The following is a 14,369-nucleotide window of genomic DNA, read 5'->3' on the forward strand; positions in this document are numbered from 1 at the left end:
TCAATCCAGTTTTATTTCGGACTTAATTTGAAAAACTTTAAAAGATTTAATTCGGGCAAACGGAGGTCTCACGAATGAAGCATCAATTGTGATGCGTTATTTTGTGAAACATTCATGCTGCTAAAACTATCACCGTAAAATATTAATCAATTATGACATTGCTTTCTTTGTGGCATTTTCTGCACGTGCAAATTGGCAAACTCAGCAATCCGGCACTCACAGGTTGCTATACTTAAAGCAGCTGTTTTGCTTAATTTAATTTGTAAAAATAGTTACGATCATAGCAAAAGCCATTTGACGCGAATGTGGGAAAACGCACACAAAAATATATCTGATCGACTATTTACAAACAAACACTTTGAAGTCCGTCCATTACAAGCTCTTCAATTGATATGAAACTATTAAGCTGGAATATTCAGTGGGGCCGAGGATTGGATGGTTGTGTCGATCTTGTGCGTATCATGCGCACAATCAGCCAACTGGGTGATTTTGATGTCATTTGCTTGCAGGAAGTCGCGATCCATTTTCCCGGTTTACCGGGTAGCCGCAGTGAAGATCAGATTGCCCAGCTATCCGCCCTGCTTCCAAATTACACTGTCATCTATGGCGTAGCGACAGACGTACCGGACAACCAAGGCGGGCGCAGTCAATTTGGCAATGCGATTTTTACCCGTTTACCGGTTGGTCAAGTGTGGCGGCATTTGTTGCCATGGCCAGCGGAATTGGCGGCGCCCAGTATGCAGCGGATATTGGTGGAAGCTGTCGTGACAGCCGATATTGGACCGTTACGTATCATGACCACGCACCTCGAATACTATTCTCACCGGCAACGTAAAGCTCAAATCGACGCAATCCGCAATCTGCACCGGGAAGCATGCGCCATGTCGCAGCGGAAATTTTTGAATGAAGAACGAGGAGGAACATTTGAAGTTTTTCCTAGGCCTGCGGAAGCATTATTGTGCGGCGATTTCAATTTCCCCGCTACAGCAGTCGAACGTGCGCACATTCTCGCGCCTTTTAATAACGGCACACCGAATTTTCACGATGCTTGGCCGGTAATGCACCCCAATACACCGCATGCGCCGACTGTCGGGATCCATCCGGTAGATTTTGTCGATCAACCGGAGTGCTTTGATTTTGTTTTTATTACTGACGGATTGGTAAGCCGTCTCAGCAGTATTGGCATTGACGCTGAAACGGAAGCTTCGGATCATCAACCGGTATGGGTTGAATTCAAATGAGAAACTGAGGTATTCGCCTTAAAAAATGCGCGTGCCAAAACTCTCGAAATAATACTGGCCAATTTCATCGCGGGAAAATTGATGATTCTGTCCGCCGCGCTGGGCAATTTTCAGAGAGCCCATCAGTGAACCGAGCTGGCCGGTTGTTTGCCAATCGAAATTATTCACGATGCCGTATAGCAAACCTGCGCGGTAAGCATCGCCGCAACCGGTCGGATCGACAATTTGTTTCGGTTTGACACAAGGAATTTCAAATTTCTTGCCGTCAGCATAGATAATGGAGCCTTGCGCTCCCAAGGTAATAATCAATGCTTTGGCATTGTTCGCCAGCGATTCCAAGCGATGCCCGGTGCGGTCTTGCAACATTTCACCTTCATAGTCGTTGACCGCGATGTAATCCGCTTTGTTGATGAAATCGAGTAATTCCTCGCCGTTATACATCGGCAACCCTTGTCCCGGATCAAAAACAAACGGGATACCGGCTTCATGAAATTCACGCGCGTGTTGCAGCATACCGTCGCGTCCGTCCGGCGCGATAATGCCCAGACGGATATCGCGCGACTCTTTCACGGAATTGAAGTGGGAAAAGTTCATCGCGCCCGGATGAAATGCAGTGATCTGATTATCATCCAGATCGGTCGTGATGAAAGCCTGCGCGGTAAAAGTATCCGAGACTTGCTTAACATGCTCCTGGGTGAGACGTAATTGCTCAAACCGGGCCGCATAAGGCGCATAGTCATCACCCACCGTAGCCATCATCACAGGCTCACCACCCAGCATCTTGAGGTTATAGGCAATATTGCCTGCGCACCCGCCGAATTCACGGCGCATTTCCGGAACCAGAAATGCGACATTCAGCACGTGAATTTTCTCCGGCAGGATGTGATTCTTAAAATGATCCGGGAAGACCATAATATTATCGTAAGCGATAGAACCACAAATCAATGTGCGCATAGTTCAACTACCAATATTGATGATAAAAAACAACTTTTAACGTTCTCAAGCACTCGGTTTCCATGCCAAATCCAGCTCACGCGCGGCTTTGACATCATCCAGCTTACGCACCGGCATGGTATGCGGCGCACCTTTGACCATATCCGGCTGCGATTCGATTTCGCTCAGGATTTCTTTCATCGAAACAACGAAAGCATCCAGCGTTTCCTTGGATTCCGTCTCGGCCGGTTCGATCAGCAAACATTCTGGCACCAGCAGCGGGAAATACGTTGTCGGCGCATGATAGCCTTTATCGAGCAAGCGCTTGGCCAGATTCATCGCCGTTACGCCGGTCTTATCCTTGATGTCTTTCATCGTAACGATAAATTCGTGACTGGCGCGGCGGTTCGGATAAGCAATTTCAAAACCGGCTTTGCGCAATTCCGCCATCAAGTAATTCGCATTTAAGGTGGCAAACTCGGAAATTCGATGCATACCTTGCACGCCTAACAAACGAACATAAATATAAGCCCGCAGCAACACACCGGCATTCCCCATGTGAGCGGATAAACGGCCAATGGATTGCGGTTTATCTTTTTCGGTAACCCAGCGATAGGTATCGCCTTCCTTCGCTACGATCGGGATCGGCATGAAAGGCAACAGCCGTTCAGCCACACCGACCGGTGCAGAGCCAGGTCCACCGCCGCCATGCGGGGTTGAGAAAGTTTTGTGCAGATTGATGTGAATCACGTCGAAACCCATATCGCCCGGTTTCACTTTGCCCAGCACCGCATTCAAGTTAGCGCCGTCGTAATACAGCAACCCGCCAGCCGCATGAACCACACGGCTCATTTCGGCGACATTCTTCTCAAATACGCCCAAGGTGGAAGGATTGGTCAGCATCAATCCCGCAGTTTGCGGACCAACGGCTGCCTTCAGCGCATCCAGATCCACGTTACCGTCTTTGTCGGTAGCGATTTCCACCACTTTGAAACCGCACATCACCGCAGTCGCGGGATTGGTACCATGCGCCGCATCCGGTACGATAATTTCGGTACGGGCAAAATCGCCGCGCGATTCGTGATACGCACGAATCATCATCACGCCGATCAATTCACCCTGCGCGCCGGCCATCGGGGTCAAGCTGACACCCGCCATCCCGGTAACCGATTTCAGAATCTCCTGCAATTCATACATACACGCGAGAAAACCCTGACCGGTGTCTTCCGGCGCCAGCGGATGCCGGGATATGAACTGCGGCAGCATAGCCAGTGAGTTACACGCACGCGGATTGTATTTCATCGTGCAGGAACCCAGCGGGTAAAACTCGGTATCGATGGAGAAATTCTTTTGTGATAGACGGGTGTAATGACGCACCGTATCCATCTCGGAAACTTCCGGCAAAAGCACTTTGGATTTACGCAGCAAATTCTGCGGAATCGCGGATTTGCTAGCCGGTGTTGCCGGCGACTGCGTATAATTGCGCCGTCCTTTGCGTGAGTGTTCAAATATCAGCATAATGTAAGATCAATCTCAGTTTATTTCTTCAAAGCAGCCAGAGCTGCATCGTAATTTGGTTCATCGGCGATTTCCGGAACCAGCTCGGCGTGAATGACGGTATCCGACTCATCCAGCACGATCACCGCGCGCGCGGTAATGCCGCCAAACGCGCTGTCCGCAATGAAAACGCCGTAATCTTTCATGAAATTCGCGCCACGCATGGTCGACAACGTAATCACCTTATCCAATCCTTCGGCATCGCAGAAACGGCTCATCGCAAAAGGCAAATCGGCGGCAATGATCAGCACCACGGTATTGTCCATATTGCTGGCTTGCTGATTGAATTTACGCGTGGAAATCGCACACACCGGCGTATCCAAACTGGGCACGATGTTCAATACTTTCTTTTTACCGGCATAATTGGCCAGTGTGACATCTTGCAAATCGCGATTGACTAAAGAGAAAGCAGGCGCTTTTTGTCCAACTTTGGGAAAAGTGCCTTCAATTTTGATAGGTTTTCCTTTTAAAGTAACCATAGTTTTTTCCTCTCAGATGAATTTAAATAATGTTTTAACCAAGCGCCTGTTTCAATGCGCTGGCATAATTTTGTAAGTCGGCCGCCGTTTTCGTTTCAGTCGCGCAAACCAGCAAAGCGTTGCCTAATTCAGGATAATGCGCATGCAGATCAAATCCGCCCAGAATACCTTTCTGTTTCAGCTTGGCTAACACATCCGCAGCCGGCTTAGGCAAAGTCAATGCGGTTTCGTGGAACGTTGGTCCGCTGAATGTTCTTTTCACGCCGCCTGCTTTTTCCAATTGCTCAACCAAATCCAGTGTATTGGCGTGCGATTGCGCGGCAATGCGGCGCAATCCTTCAGGGCCGGTCAGCGACATGTAAATCGTGGCCGCGGTGACCATCAAACCTTGGTTGGTACAAATATTGGAAGTCGCTTTGGAGCGGCGGATATGCTGTTCGCGCGCTTGCAAAGTCAGCACAAACCCTTCTTTACCATCCAGATCGGTGGTACGGCCGATGATACGGCCCGGCATTTGGCGCACCAGCTCGTTTTTACACGCCATAAAACCAAAGTATGGACCGCCGCTAGAGAGCGGAATACCCAATGGCTGGCCTTCGCCCACGGCAATGTCGGCTCCTTTGCTGCCCCATTCGCCGGGTGGCGTCAATAACGCCAGCGCGGTCGGATTGACGACGCCGATGGCCAATGCATTTTTACTATGCGCCCAATCGGTCAAGACATCGACTTGTTCCAGCACGCCAAAGAAATTAGGTTGTGGAATCACCAGTGCGGCAAATTCATCGTTGGCGAATTGCGCTAACGATGCCGGATCCAATTGCCCGGTTTGCGTGTTGAATGGCAATTCGACCACTTCGATTTTCTGATTGCTGACAATCGCACGCACCACTTGGCGGTAAACCGGATGCACGGTTTTAGGAATCAGGATACGGCGCGATGTTTTATGCGAACGCACCGCCATCAAAGCCGCTTCCGCCAGCGCCGTGGCGCCGTCGTACATACTGGCATTGGAAACATCCATGCCGGTCAGCGAGGCCATCATCGACTGATATTCATACAACAACTGCAATGTACCCTGACTGGCTTCCGCCTGATACGGCGTATACGAAGAATAGAATTCGCCGCGCGTGGTGATCTGCCATACAGCAGCCGGAATGTGATGCTCATACGCACCGGCGCCGATGTAATTCTGGTAGAAACCGTCCTGGTTCGCGCGTTCCATCATCAGACGCGTGATTTCCAGTTCGCTGAGCCCGGACGGAACACCGGTGAGCTCGCCGCTGACGAGTTCATCGGGAATCTCGTCAAACAGATCTTCAATTGACTTCGCGCCTATGCTGGCAAGCATCTCGGCAATATCTTCTTCGGTATGTGGAATAAACGGCATGATTTATCTTGAAAACTTTAAGTAATGAGAAATTAAAAAACGAAAAACGCAACAAATTTTAGTGATCTTCGTTTTCTACCAATTCGGTGTAAGCCGCGGCATCCAGTAATCCGTCGATCTCGGCAGGATTGCTGGGTTTCATTTTAAACAGCCAGGCAGAAAATGCATCTTCATTGATTTTTCCCGGTTCATCGACCAGCGGAGCATTCACCTCGGTCACTTCACCGGAAATCGGTGAATACACATCGGCAGCCGCTTTAACGGATTCCGCCACGGCACATTCTTCTTTTTGTTTGAGTTTGCGTCCGACATCCGGTAATTCGATAAACACCATATCGCCGAGCAATTCCTGCGCGTGATGGGTAATCCCAACAGTTACCGTGCCGTCGGCTTCAGATCTCACCCATTCATGGGATTTGCTATATTTCAAATTGGTTGGAATACTCATTTTTTCACTCCAGATAAAAGTAATATTTTTGTTACAGTTTTTATTAAACCAGCACTTTTCCGTTACGCACGAACGGGTATTTTACCACCTTGGCACGCAGCTTCTTATCCCGCACGATCACATCGACCTCGTCGCCGACGGCGATTTGCACCGGTACGCGCGCCAAGGCAATCGATTGATTCATCGTGGGTGAAAAACCGCCGCTGGTGATTTCGCCTTTGTATTCGGCGCCATCTTTTTGCCCGACCACTTCCTGGTGGCTGCGCAATACGCCGCGATCGATCAATACCAATCCAACCAATTGGTGCGTCACGGCAGCATCCAGCAATGCCTGCTTGCCAATGAAATCGCGCTCGCTTTTCAGATCGACCGTCCAGGCCAGACCGGATTCCAGCGGATGCTTGGTTTCGTCCATGTCCTGACCGTATAAATTCATACCCGCTTCAAGCCGCAACGTATCGCGCGCGCCCAATCCGGCCGGAGCAACACCGGCGGCATGCAATGCTTTCCAGAATACCGGCGCGTCGACGGCAGGCAGGATGATTTCAAAACCGTCTTCACCGGTATAACCGGTACGGGCAATGAAATATTGTCCCACGACCGCGGATTGAAACTGTTTCAATTCTTCCGTCACTGCTTGCGAACCGGGGATCACCTGCCAGACTTTGGCGCGTGCATTGGGGCCTTGAACCGCCACCATGGCCATATCGCGCCGCGGAGTAATTTCCAAATGCGGCGCCAGCGCATCGCGTTGTTTGAGCATCCAGGCCACATCTTTATCGGCCGTGCCCGCGTTGACTACGATGCGAAACCAGGTTTCGGACAAAAAGTAAATGATCAGATCGTCGATAATGCCGGCCTGCGGGGTCAGCATACAGGAATACAGCGCTTTGCCCGGAACGGTCAGCTTATCGACATTGTTCGCGACTAGCTGGCGCAGAAAACCGCGCACATTATCGCCTTTGATATCGACCGGCAGCATATGGGAAACATCGAACATGCCCGCATCCTGGCGCACTTTATGGTGTTCATCCAACTGCGAGCCGTAATGCAGCGGCATATCCCAACCGCCGAAATCCACCATTTTGGCGTTCATATCGCGGTGGGTTTGATTCAGGGGTGTCATTTTCAGCACGGTTTTTCTCCCAAAAAAATTGAGCCATTCAAACGCGAATGACTTCGTGCCCCTCTGTCCTTTTTACCTGAGAGATTGACAGAATTGAATCCGTGTGCCCCTTCGGTGGCCGGAAAAGATTTCCCGGCACTCTCCAGATTGCCTGTCGCAAGCGGTTCTCGAGGAACAAACCGGGGGTTTGATCCTGCCTGAGCGATTCCGGGGGGGTTACGCCTTCGGCGGCGCTAATGACTAGCGCACTCTCCTGCTTGGATTGTTTTAGCAAAGTGCGAACTATACCTGACGAACAAGGGTTTATACAAGCGATTGCAGTGAATTTTGCTGATCGAAAATTATCGCACATCATTAGCTGTGGCTACGCTTGGCATGGAAATGACCGGCTGAAAAATACCGGCCAGGTGACCGAATGACAAACATCGAACCGGGATTCAATTAATTGGAATCTTTTTGCTCCGCTTCATCGATCCAAGATTGAACCAACGCTATTTTGTCTTTAGCGCCCAGTTGTTGAAATAGCATCAGCGATTGTTTCCAATATTCGACAGCGCGATCCAGATCGCCGCAAGTTTCGTAGATGCTTCCTAGGTTTGCGTACTGACTGGCCATGCCTTCCTTACACCCCAGCACTTTGTTGATCGCCAGCGCTTTCTCATGGTATTCGATGGCGCACTCCAGATCGCCCCGAGTTTGGTAGACGAGCCCCAGATTGCCGTAATCGCAGGCCATGCCTGCTTTATGCTTCAGCTCTTCATCGATAACCAGCGCTTTTTCATAATATTCGATGGTGCGATTCAATTCACCGCGGGTCCAGTAGATGACTCCCAAGTTGCCGTAGGCAGCAGCTTCACCTGCACGGTTTAGCTGCAGTAAGGACAATTTCTGCACAGTCGTATAGGCATTTTCAGCCTTTTCAAGTTCGCCGATTCTTTGATAAAGATGACCGAGGTTATTCCAGCCGTCCAAATTATCCGGATCGAGTTCGGTGCTGCGTTGATAGGCAGTGAGGGCTTTTTGCGTATCGTGCAAGAAAGCCAGTGATCCGAGATGACGCAATGCTTCGGCTTCCTTGATACTTGCTTTTTTGCCTTCCTGTTTTGCCTCAGCTGCAACTCCTGCAAAAATCGCTTCCGCTTGAGTTGTATCACCTTGAGCCAGCAAATCAAGAGCTTGCTGGATATCGTACTTTTGGGCGTTTTGTTGAGTCAACGCTTGGATGGTTTCTTGTAACGTCTTGATAGTTTCAGTATCTTCTTTACGAAATTCAGATGCCAATTTCGCCGCTAATTCCGCTACCTTACTATCGTCATAGCCATAGTGATGATACGTATCGCCAAAATGCTGATTAACCGCTGCATGATCGTTTGCTGTAACAGGTGCGTTAATTTGCTTTCCCGAGTTTGGCGAATTCTGGTTCTGGATTCCTGTAGTTGAGCTGCCAGCTTGTTTTTTCTTCCAAACCCAAAAGGCCCATATCCCGCTGACTATAAGACCAATCGAAGCGATAGCATCTTTATGCTTATCCAACCATTCGATGATTTGAGCAATTTCCATTGATCTTAGCTTCGCAAGTTGTAGGGTGGATCAGCGTAGCGCCATCCACCGGCATACAAGGGTTACATTAAATTTTTGGCGGATGGCATTTCATTGATCCGCTCTACCGCAGCGATGGTTTCATCATGTTCCGCGCGTCGCAATCGTCAATGCGCATGTTCCCCCGGTGGCGGCATGATTTCGCCTTCCTGGTTGAGTTGTGTTAATTGCAGCGTTAAGGCGCCGACATTCTGCCAGCCGAATCCCTCGAATTGCGCCACCCAGCGCGCACGCAGGTAGCCGAAGCGATCGGTGATGAATTCCATGTGTTGCGGGAACATGCCTTTGCCCGATAAATCCGGCACGACCCGGACGCGCCGGTACCACCAGTAGGTGTCCTTGATTTCCTGCCAGCCTTCGGTAACGATCGGGAACGGCGCGATTTCGGTAATCTGCTGCAATTGCGCATCGCTCAGTGGATGAATCGGCACTGCCAGTATTTCGGTATTGAGATCGCGGATGCGGTCATACGACGCCGCCAGCTGGAAAAAGCGCTCTTTGGCTTGCGGCCAGGCGAACAGCACCAGCAGCACATTTTTTTGCAGACGGAAATCCTTGAGATTGCCGTTGGAGCCATCGCTGGCGGAATAATTGAACACCGGCGATGCGATCGAAGGCGTTTCGGGAACGATCATGCTGCCAAGCAGGCGGGCATCGAAACCACGCGACATGGCGTGCAGAAAATTGATCAAGTCCCAGCGGTCTTCTTCGGATAATTTATCGGCGAATCCGGGCATTTCGGTTCCCGGGATACCCTGCGACAACTGATGAAACACATTGCCGACGGTGTATTTCGCGGTATGTTGCTGGGTCAGCAAGTCGGTCGGATCGCGCAAATCGGGATCGGCGACCGGTTTGGTGCCCTTGCCTTGCGGACCGTGGCAGTTGACACAATTCTCTGCGAACAGATGGGCACCGGCGACAATGGAAATCGCATCGATCGGCACCGCCGGTTTTTTATACGTTTCCGGGAATGCTTCCACGGCCAGCGGCGGCAGCGCCAGCGCCATCGAGCTGATCCCAAGCACACCCGGCACCAGAACTTTCACTACCCCGCTCCAGTGCAATCTGGCACCCAGCCAAATCGTACCCAGCGCCACGCCAAACAATGCCAAACCAAACCACACTTTCTCCTGCACATCCGGGTCTTCCCAGGTCGCATTGATGGAAAAACGGAACGGGTACGGCCAGTTCTCGATCATGGCATGTTTGGCGGGCAGCGTATTGGCCAGAATGGTGGCGAACAGCACCAACAACAGCGCCAGAATGAATTCGATACGCACCCATTGCGTTAAATGCGTAGCACTGCTGATACGCGCTTTGTCTTCTTCCCGGGACAGCATGGGAAGCCACTGATAGCGCGCTTGATAGGCGATCACCAGTATGACCGCCAGAATGGCGAGTTTGATATTCAACAGCCAACCGTAAGGGCTTGCGACCAAGGCGTGGTATTTCTCGTCCACTAGGCGGTCGGTCACCATTACCCCCGTTAGCATCAATAAAACGATCACCGGCAACGCAATCGCAGAGAATTTTTTCAGGTAATCGATGGCTGTCAGCAGCGATGTTCTACCCAGATCTGTGCGCAGATTAAACAAAATCAGCAAGAATGCGGGCAGCGCGCCAAACCAAATACCCGCCAGCAAAATATGTATGGCATACGGCGCGATAGCTGTGAATGACATTTCATCGGCGCTCGAATGGCTCATCAAAGTGCCGGCAATGATCGGCAACGCCGCCAGAAAGGCCCATACGACATAGTGCCCGCGCACCCGGTCAAGCGGCTGAATTTTTAGTACCGCACCTAATAACAGCATCGCCAGCAACGCACGCGCCGCCCAGATATGACCGATCTGCGTCTGTTGCACGACATCCAGCCAGACAGAGAGATTCCATGCATTGGCGACATCCCCGGTGGCATCGCTGGCGGTGGTCGCCAAAATACCGATGAGCCCGGCGACGATCACACTCGCCAGCCAGGGAAATATCTTCTCCAGCCGCGTTATCCAGGGTGTTTCCAGAATGTCTTTGCGCTGCCAGATAATGGCGAAAAAAACACAGCTTCCAAACAAGACCAAGTTGGCGGTCAGTTGCGACCACCGGGCAAATGCAGCAATGATTTCAATCATGGTTTCACGATAGGATGGTTAGGGTTACTTTGACAACGCCGGTGCCGCAGGTTTCAGTCTGACATCCAATTCGATGGATGATTCTGAAATCTCCTCGCTCAGGTAAATTTTGCAGCGTATTTTACTGTACAAAAATGTTGCAGCCTAGCTTAACACTCTGTTCCAGTATCCCAGCCGGCCGGCTGGATAGAAATTACTCGGCAGCGGCTATGTTACAGGGCGCTGTGAGTGCCGGTTAGGCCATATCTGAACATTCTATGGCGTGGAGATGTGCATGACTTTACCGGCCTGCTCGATACGGAAATTCCGCAGCACATTCATGCCCAGCAAGGCATCTCCGGGCATATTGGGCATCACCATCACGTCGACTTGCGTGAGCCGGAACGATCCGAATGTGACTTCCGGTACTGTTGCGACACATGCGTTGACTTGACCGTTCGCGGTCAGCACCTGGCGTGGAGCGCATTCCCGGATACCGGCCCGGGCCGCGATTTCGGCAGAAATCGACACGACGGTTGCGCCCGTGTCGACCATAAACACCACAGGAGCGCCGTTGACGGTTCCCGAGCTGAAATAATGGCCATCCCGTGTCTGCTTCAGTTCCATTTTTCCGGAACCGATGACCTCAGCGGGCTGTTGAATCTCCTGCACACTGGCCGGTTGCGATTGGCTATAAGCGAGCGCCAATTGCACTGGCCGCAGACCGGAGCCGCTGAATTGCATTGATGTCGTGGAACCCGCGTCGACTGAGATTCCGCCAGCGACGGAAACGATGGCGCCGTCGGTAAACCCTTTGTCCAAATTGCACCAATCCGATCCAACCAGAACCTGCATTGCGTACTTGCCAACCGGCACGCTCAGCTGAAGGGTATTGCCTGCATGAATCGATAGTGCGAGCAGTTGCTGAACGCCGGCGGGATCCGATAGTACCGCCACCATCGGATGATCGTAGTCGTTATGGATTTCCAATCCGGCATACAGCACATCGGTGCGTTTCATGACCGACGGGTCGATCAAATACGCCGAGCCGTGTTGCGGCAATACACCACAGCCGGTGGATCCGGTGATCGTCACAAGAGAATTGCCCGCAGGCTGGACATGAGGCTGACTGAAGGACTGAGAAGATTGGAAATACTGGAAGACGATGAGCAAGGTCAGCGCCAGAACAGTCCAGCAAAAAATATCCCTGATCACGGTTTTCCACGGCCACTGCGCAGCATGGCTTGCTGCGGATTTTTGTTCCACAGGCGGTACCTTTTCTTTATTACGTTTCCGGGGAAAATTATCTCGATCCTGGATGCTCATTTAATTTTTCGTCTAACCGTACCCATACTTTAGTGATCAGCGGAAGATCGGACGTATCCGGCTTGCTCAAGGGAAGATTTGTCCATCAAAACTGATATTTCTACGGATGCGGGTACTTCAACTTGAGAAAATAAGCGGTGCGATTTTTCCGCACTTCCTCACGGCAGTGAGAATACCGGGTATTCAGGATTCATTCAGCACGCAATCCATACTATGCTTCAAAAGCACCTGCGAAATATGGATATGAAAAATCTCAGCTGGATATATTGGATGATTGGTTTGCTGGCACTGACGGCACACGATGCCGTTTTGGCGCGCGGAGGTCATGGGCATGGACACGGTCATCATGGTCACGGCCACAGGCATGGTCATTTTAATTTCGGCATCAATATCGGCGGATTCAATCCCGGTTTCTACGGCCCCGGCTTCTATCCCTACGGTTCTTATGCTTTCCCTGGACCCTACTTCGCCCAGTCTCGTTACCGGTACTCACCCAGCCCGGTAGTATCGGTAACACCGCCTGTCTATATTCAGCGCGAACAATCCAGTGCAGCTCAACCGCAAGCCGGTTATTGGCACTACTGCCGGAGTCCTGAAGGCTATTACCCCACTGTTAAGAATTGCCCGGCTGACTGGATACCAGTCGCCCCGCAATCAGCGGCCCCCTAATGCAAAGAGGCACAACATGTTAATCCTGAGAAATTTAATGATTGTCACGATGGCCGTCTGGTTGACGGCTTGCGCTCATCTGCCAACCGGCCCCAGCGTAATGGCGTTACCGGGTTCCGGAAAAAACTTCGATCAGTTTCGTTCGGATGAATTGGTATGCAAGCAGTATGCGTACGAGCAGGCCGATGGCAACACACCCCGGCAAGCATCGCGGATGAGCGGTATGCAAAGCGCAACTCTAGGTGCCGGGCTGGGCGCCGCTGCCGGTGCAGCATTGGGAGGTGGTCACGGCGCAGCGGTCGGCGCCGGGATCGGTCTGTTATTCGGCAGTTTAATGGGATCGAATACAGCGGCGGCTTCGGGCTATTCCAGCCAGCAGCGCTATGACAACAGCTATGTTCAGTGCATGTATGCCATGGGTCATCGTGTTCCCGTCGACGGCAGAATCACGGCTAACCCATCGGGCGGAAATACTATGAATAGGAAACCGGTTACACGATCCGATCAGTTCATTCCTCCGCCACCTCCGGCAGGCAACCCGCCGCCACCGCCACCACGTTAGTTCTGCGGCTTATACATCAGTGACTTGTCATCGACCTCCTGACAAGCCACTGATTTTTTTCTCCCTTATGGTGCTGTGATTGCTGCTAATGCGAACTCCCCGGTTCAGTACAAAAACGGTGCGCTACGGTTGTAAAGCTTTCTATCGAACGGAATAATAACGAAGACTGCTATCAACTTTCCAGTTTACGCCGCTTCAACAGCCTATCGGTAAAAAATGCAATCAACAAAAACGTGATGATATAAGGTACGGATTTCAAGAACAGATCCTGATAATTGGTTACTTGTATTCGCAATGGATATTCATAGTGCAACGGCGGCACGCCCTCACCCGTAACGAATAGCGTATATTGCCCTGGATCCAGATCGAATTCCCCTTTAATGGTGCCATTGGAATGATTGGTGGAATACAGGGTTGTTACGGTATCGCTTAAAGCTTGCCCGGTGCCTCTGACAATTTTAACGACAATCGGCATGTCGCGCAGCGCTTGATCGACCAGATCCAGAACCCACAACGTTTCGCCTTCCTTTGGAATTTCTGTACAGTACTCAGCTTCCGGATCGTATTGCGGCTGATAAGTGCTCAGATGCACCATACTGCCGGACACATTGCGCATACAAATATCGGCTTCCAAATTTACTTTTCCATGCGCAGCCGCTAAGCCGGAATAAAACGCTACCGATAGTAGCGCTGCTGAAGTCCATATTTTTATAACTTGTTTGATCATATAAACCTCCTCTACTTTTTGACCCACACCGGTGAACTACAGCTTGTTTTTTACTCCCGCAGTCTGCTCTAAGCAGAGCCGCGGGAGAGGTTGCACTAACTACCTAGTACTCAGGTTGGATCAAGGAACGATCCGGTTGTTCAGAATTTCTTTGCTTTGACCATTCCAGATCACATCGGTCAGGTTGGAGTAACGGGTGATGATTTG

General features: G+C 51.0%; 13 protein-coding genes, 1 pseudogene and 1 riboswitch. Of the genes and pseudogenes, 3 read left to right on the forward strand and 11 right to left on the reverse strand.

Annotated elements, in window-relative coordinates:
* The first annotated feature begins 392 nt into the window (after nt 1-392).
* Nucleotides 393-1,241, forward strand: coding sequence for an endonuclease/exonuclease/phosphatase family protein (locus tag ABD07_RS02585; protein WP_160816986.1), 849 nt, complete (start codon nt 393-395; stop codon nt 1,239-1,241).
* An 18-nt stretch (nt 1,242-1,259) separates the two neighbouring features.
* On the opposite strand, the gene ABD07_RS02590 is transcribed toward ABD07_RS02585, so the two are convergent.
* From ABD07_RS02590 to ABD07_RS02630, 9 genes are all read right to left on the reverse strand, one after another.
* Nucleotides 1,260-2,195, reverse strand: coding sequence for a carbohydrate kinase family protein (locus ABD07_RS02590; protein ID WP_108699094.1), 936 nt, complete (start codon nt 2,193-2,195; stop codon nt 1,260-1,262).
* Nucleotides 2,196-2,240: 45 nt separating this feature from the next.
* The gene (gene gcvPB / locus ABD07_RS02595; protein ID WP_108699095.1) at nt 2,241-3,692 is read right to left on the reverse strand and encodes an aminomethyl-transferring glycine dehydrogenase subunit GcvPB; all 1,452 of its coding nucleotides are present in this window, start codon (nt 3,690-3,692) and stop codon (nt 2,241-2,243) included.
* 20 nt (nt 3,693-3,712) lie between these two features.
* Complete coding sequence (tpx, locus tag ABD07_RS02600) at nt 3,713-4,210, reverse strand: thiol peroxidase (protein WP_108699096.1); 498 nt, start codon at nt 4,208-4,210, stop codon at nt 3,713-3,715.
* 34 nt (nt 4,211-4,244) lie between these two features.
* On the reverse strand, nt 4,245-5,597 hold the full coding sequence (gene gcvPA, locus ABD07_RS02605; protein WP_160816987.1) for an aminomethyl-transferring glycine dehydrogenase subunit GcvPA: 1,353 nt from the start codon (nt 5,595-5,597) through the stop codon (nt 4,245-4,247).
* 58 nt (nt 5,598-5,655) lie between these two features.
* A complete protein-coding gene (gene gcvH, locus ABD07_RS02610; protein ID WP_108699098.1) occupies nt 5,656-6,045 on the reverse strand; it encodes a glycine cleavage system protein GcvH in 390 nt (129 codons plus the stop codon).
* Nucleotides 6,046-6,088: 43 nt separating this feature from the next.
* Nucleotides 6,089-7,180 carry a glycine cleavage system aminomethyltransferase GcvT gene (gcvT, locus tag ABD07_RS02615; protein WP_108699099.1) on the reverse strand — a complete coding sequence of 364 codons (1,092 nt, stop codon included), beginning with the start codon at nt 7,178-7,180 and terminating at the stop codon, nt 6,089-6,091.
* Nucleotides 7,181-7,224: 44 nt separating this feature from the next.
* A riboswitch (glycine riboswitch) is annotated at nt 7,225-7,327 on the reverse strand.
* A gap of 285 nt (nt 7,328-7,612) precedes the next feature.
* The gene (locus ABD07_RS02620) at nt 7,613-8,731 is read right to left on the reverse strand and encodes a tetratricopeptide repeat protein (protein ID WP_160816988.1); all 1,119 of its coding nucleotides are present in this window, start codon (nt 8,729-8,731) and stop codon (nt 7,613-7,615) included.
* Between the two features lie 146 nt (nt 8,732-8,877).
* Nucleotides 8,878-10,899, reverse strand: a complete 2,022-nt coding sequence (locus ABD07_RS02625) for a CopD family protein (RefSeq protein WP_160816989.1) — start codon at nt 10,897-10,899, stop codon at nt 8,878-8,880.
* A gap of 255 nt (nt 10,900-11,154) precedes the next feature.
* Nucleotides 11,155-12,204 (reverse strand): retropepsin-like aspartic protease family protein, encoded by a 1,050-nt coding sequence (locus ABD07_RS02630; RefSeq protein ID WP_160816990.1) that lies wholly within the window; start codon nt 12,202-12,204, stop codon nt 11,155-11,157.
* A gap of 270 nt (nt 12,205-12,474) precedes the next feature.
* Here ABD07_RS02630 and ABD07_RS02635 point away from each other — a divergent pair, with 270 nt between their 5' ends.
* A complete protein-coding gene (locus ABD07_RS02635) occupies nt 12,475-12,873 on the forward strand; it encodes a hypothetical protein (protein WP_240142383.1) in 399 nt (132 codons plus the stop codon).
* Between the two features lie 16 nt (nt 12,874-12,889).
* Nucleotides 12,890-13,435 (forward strand): YMGG-like glycine zipper-containing protein, encoded by a 546-nt coding sequence (locus tag ABD07_RS02640; RefSeq protein WP_160816992.1) that lies wholly within the window; start codon nt 12,890-12,892, stop codon nt 13,433-13,435.
* 172 nt (nt 13,436-13,607) lie between these two features.
* Here ABD07_RS02640 and ABD07_RS02645 read toward each other — a convergent pair whose 3' ends face one another.
* Together ABD07_RS02645 and ABD07_RS15260 are read right to left on the reverse strand one after the other, a co-directional pair.
* The gene (locus ABD07_RS02645) at nt 13,608-14,162 is read right to left on the reverse strand and encodes a hypothetical protein (RefSeq protein WP_160816993.1); all 555 of its coding nucleotides are present in this window, start codon (nt 14,160-14,162) and stop codon (nt 13,608-13,610) included.
* A gap of 120 nt (nt 14,163-14,282) precedes the next feature.
* A pseudogene (locus tag ABD07_RS15260) lies at nt 14,283-14,369 on the reverse strand (methane monooxygenase/ammonia monooxygenase subunit C); the annotation flags it as partial.

Source organism: Nitrosomonas oligotropha (assembly GCF_009833085.1).
GTDB lineage: Bacteria > Pseudomonadota > Gammaproteobacteria > Burkholderiales > Nitrosomonadaceae > Nitrosomonas > Nitrosomonas oligotropha.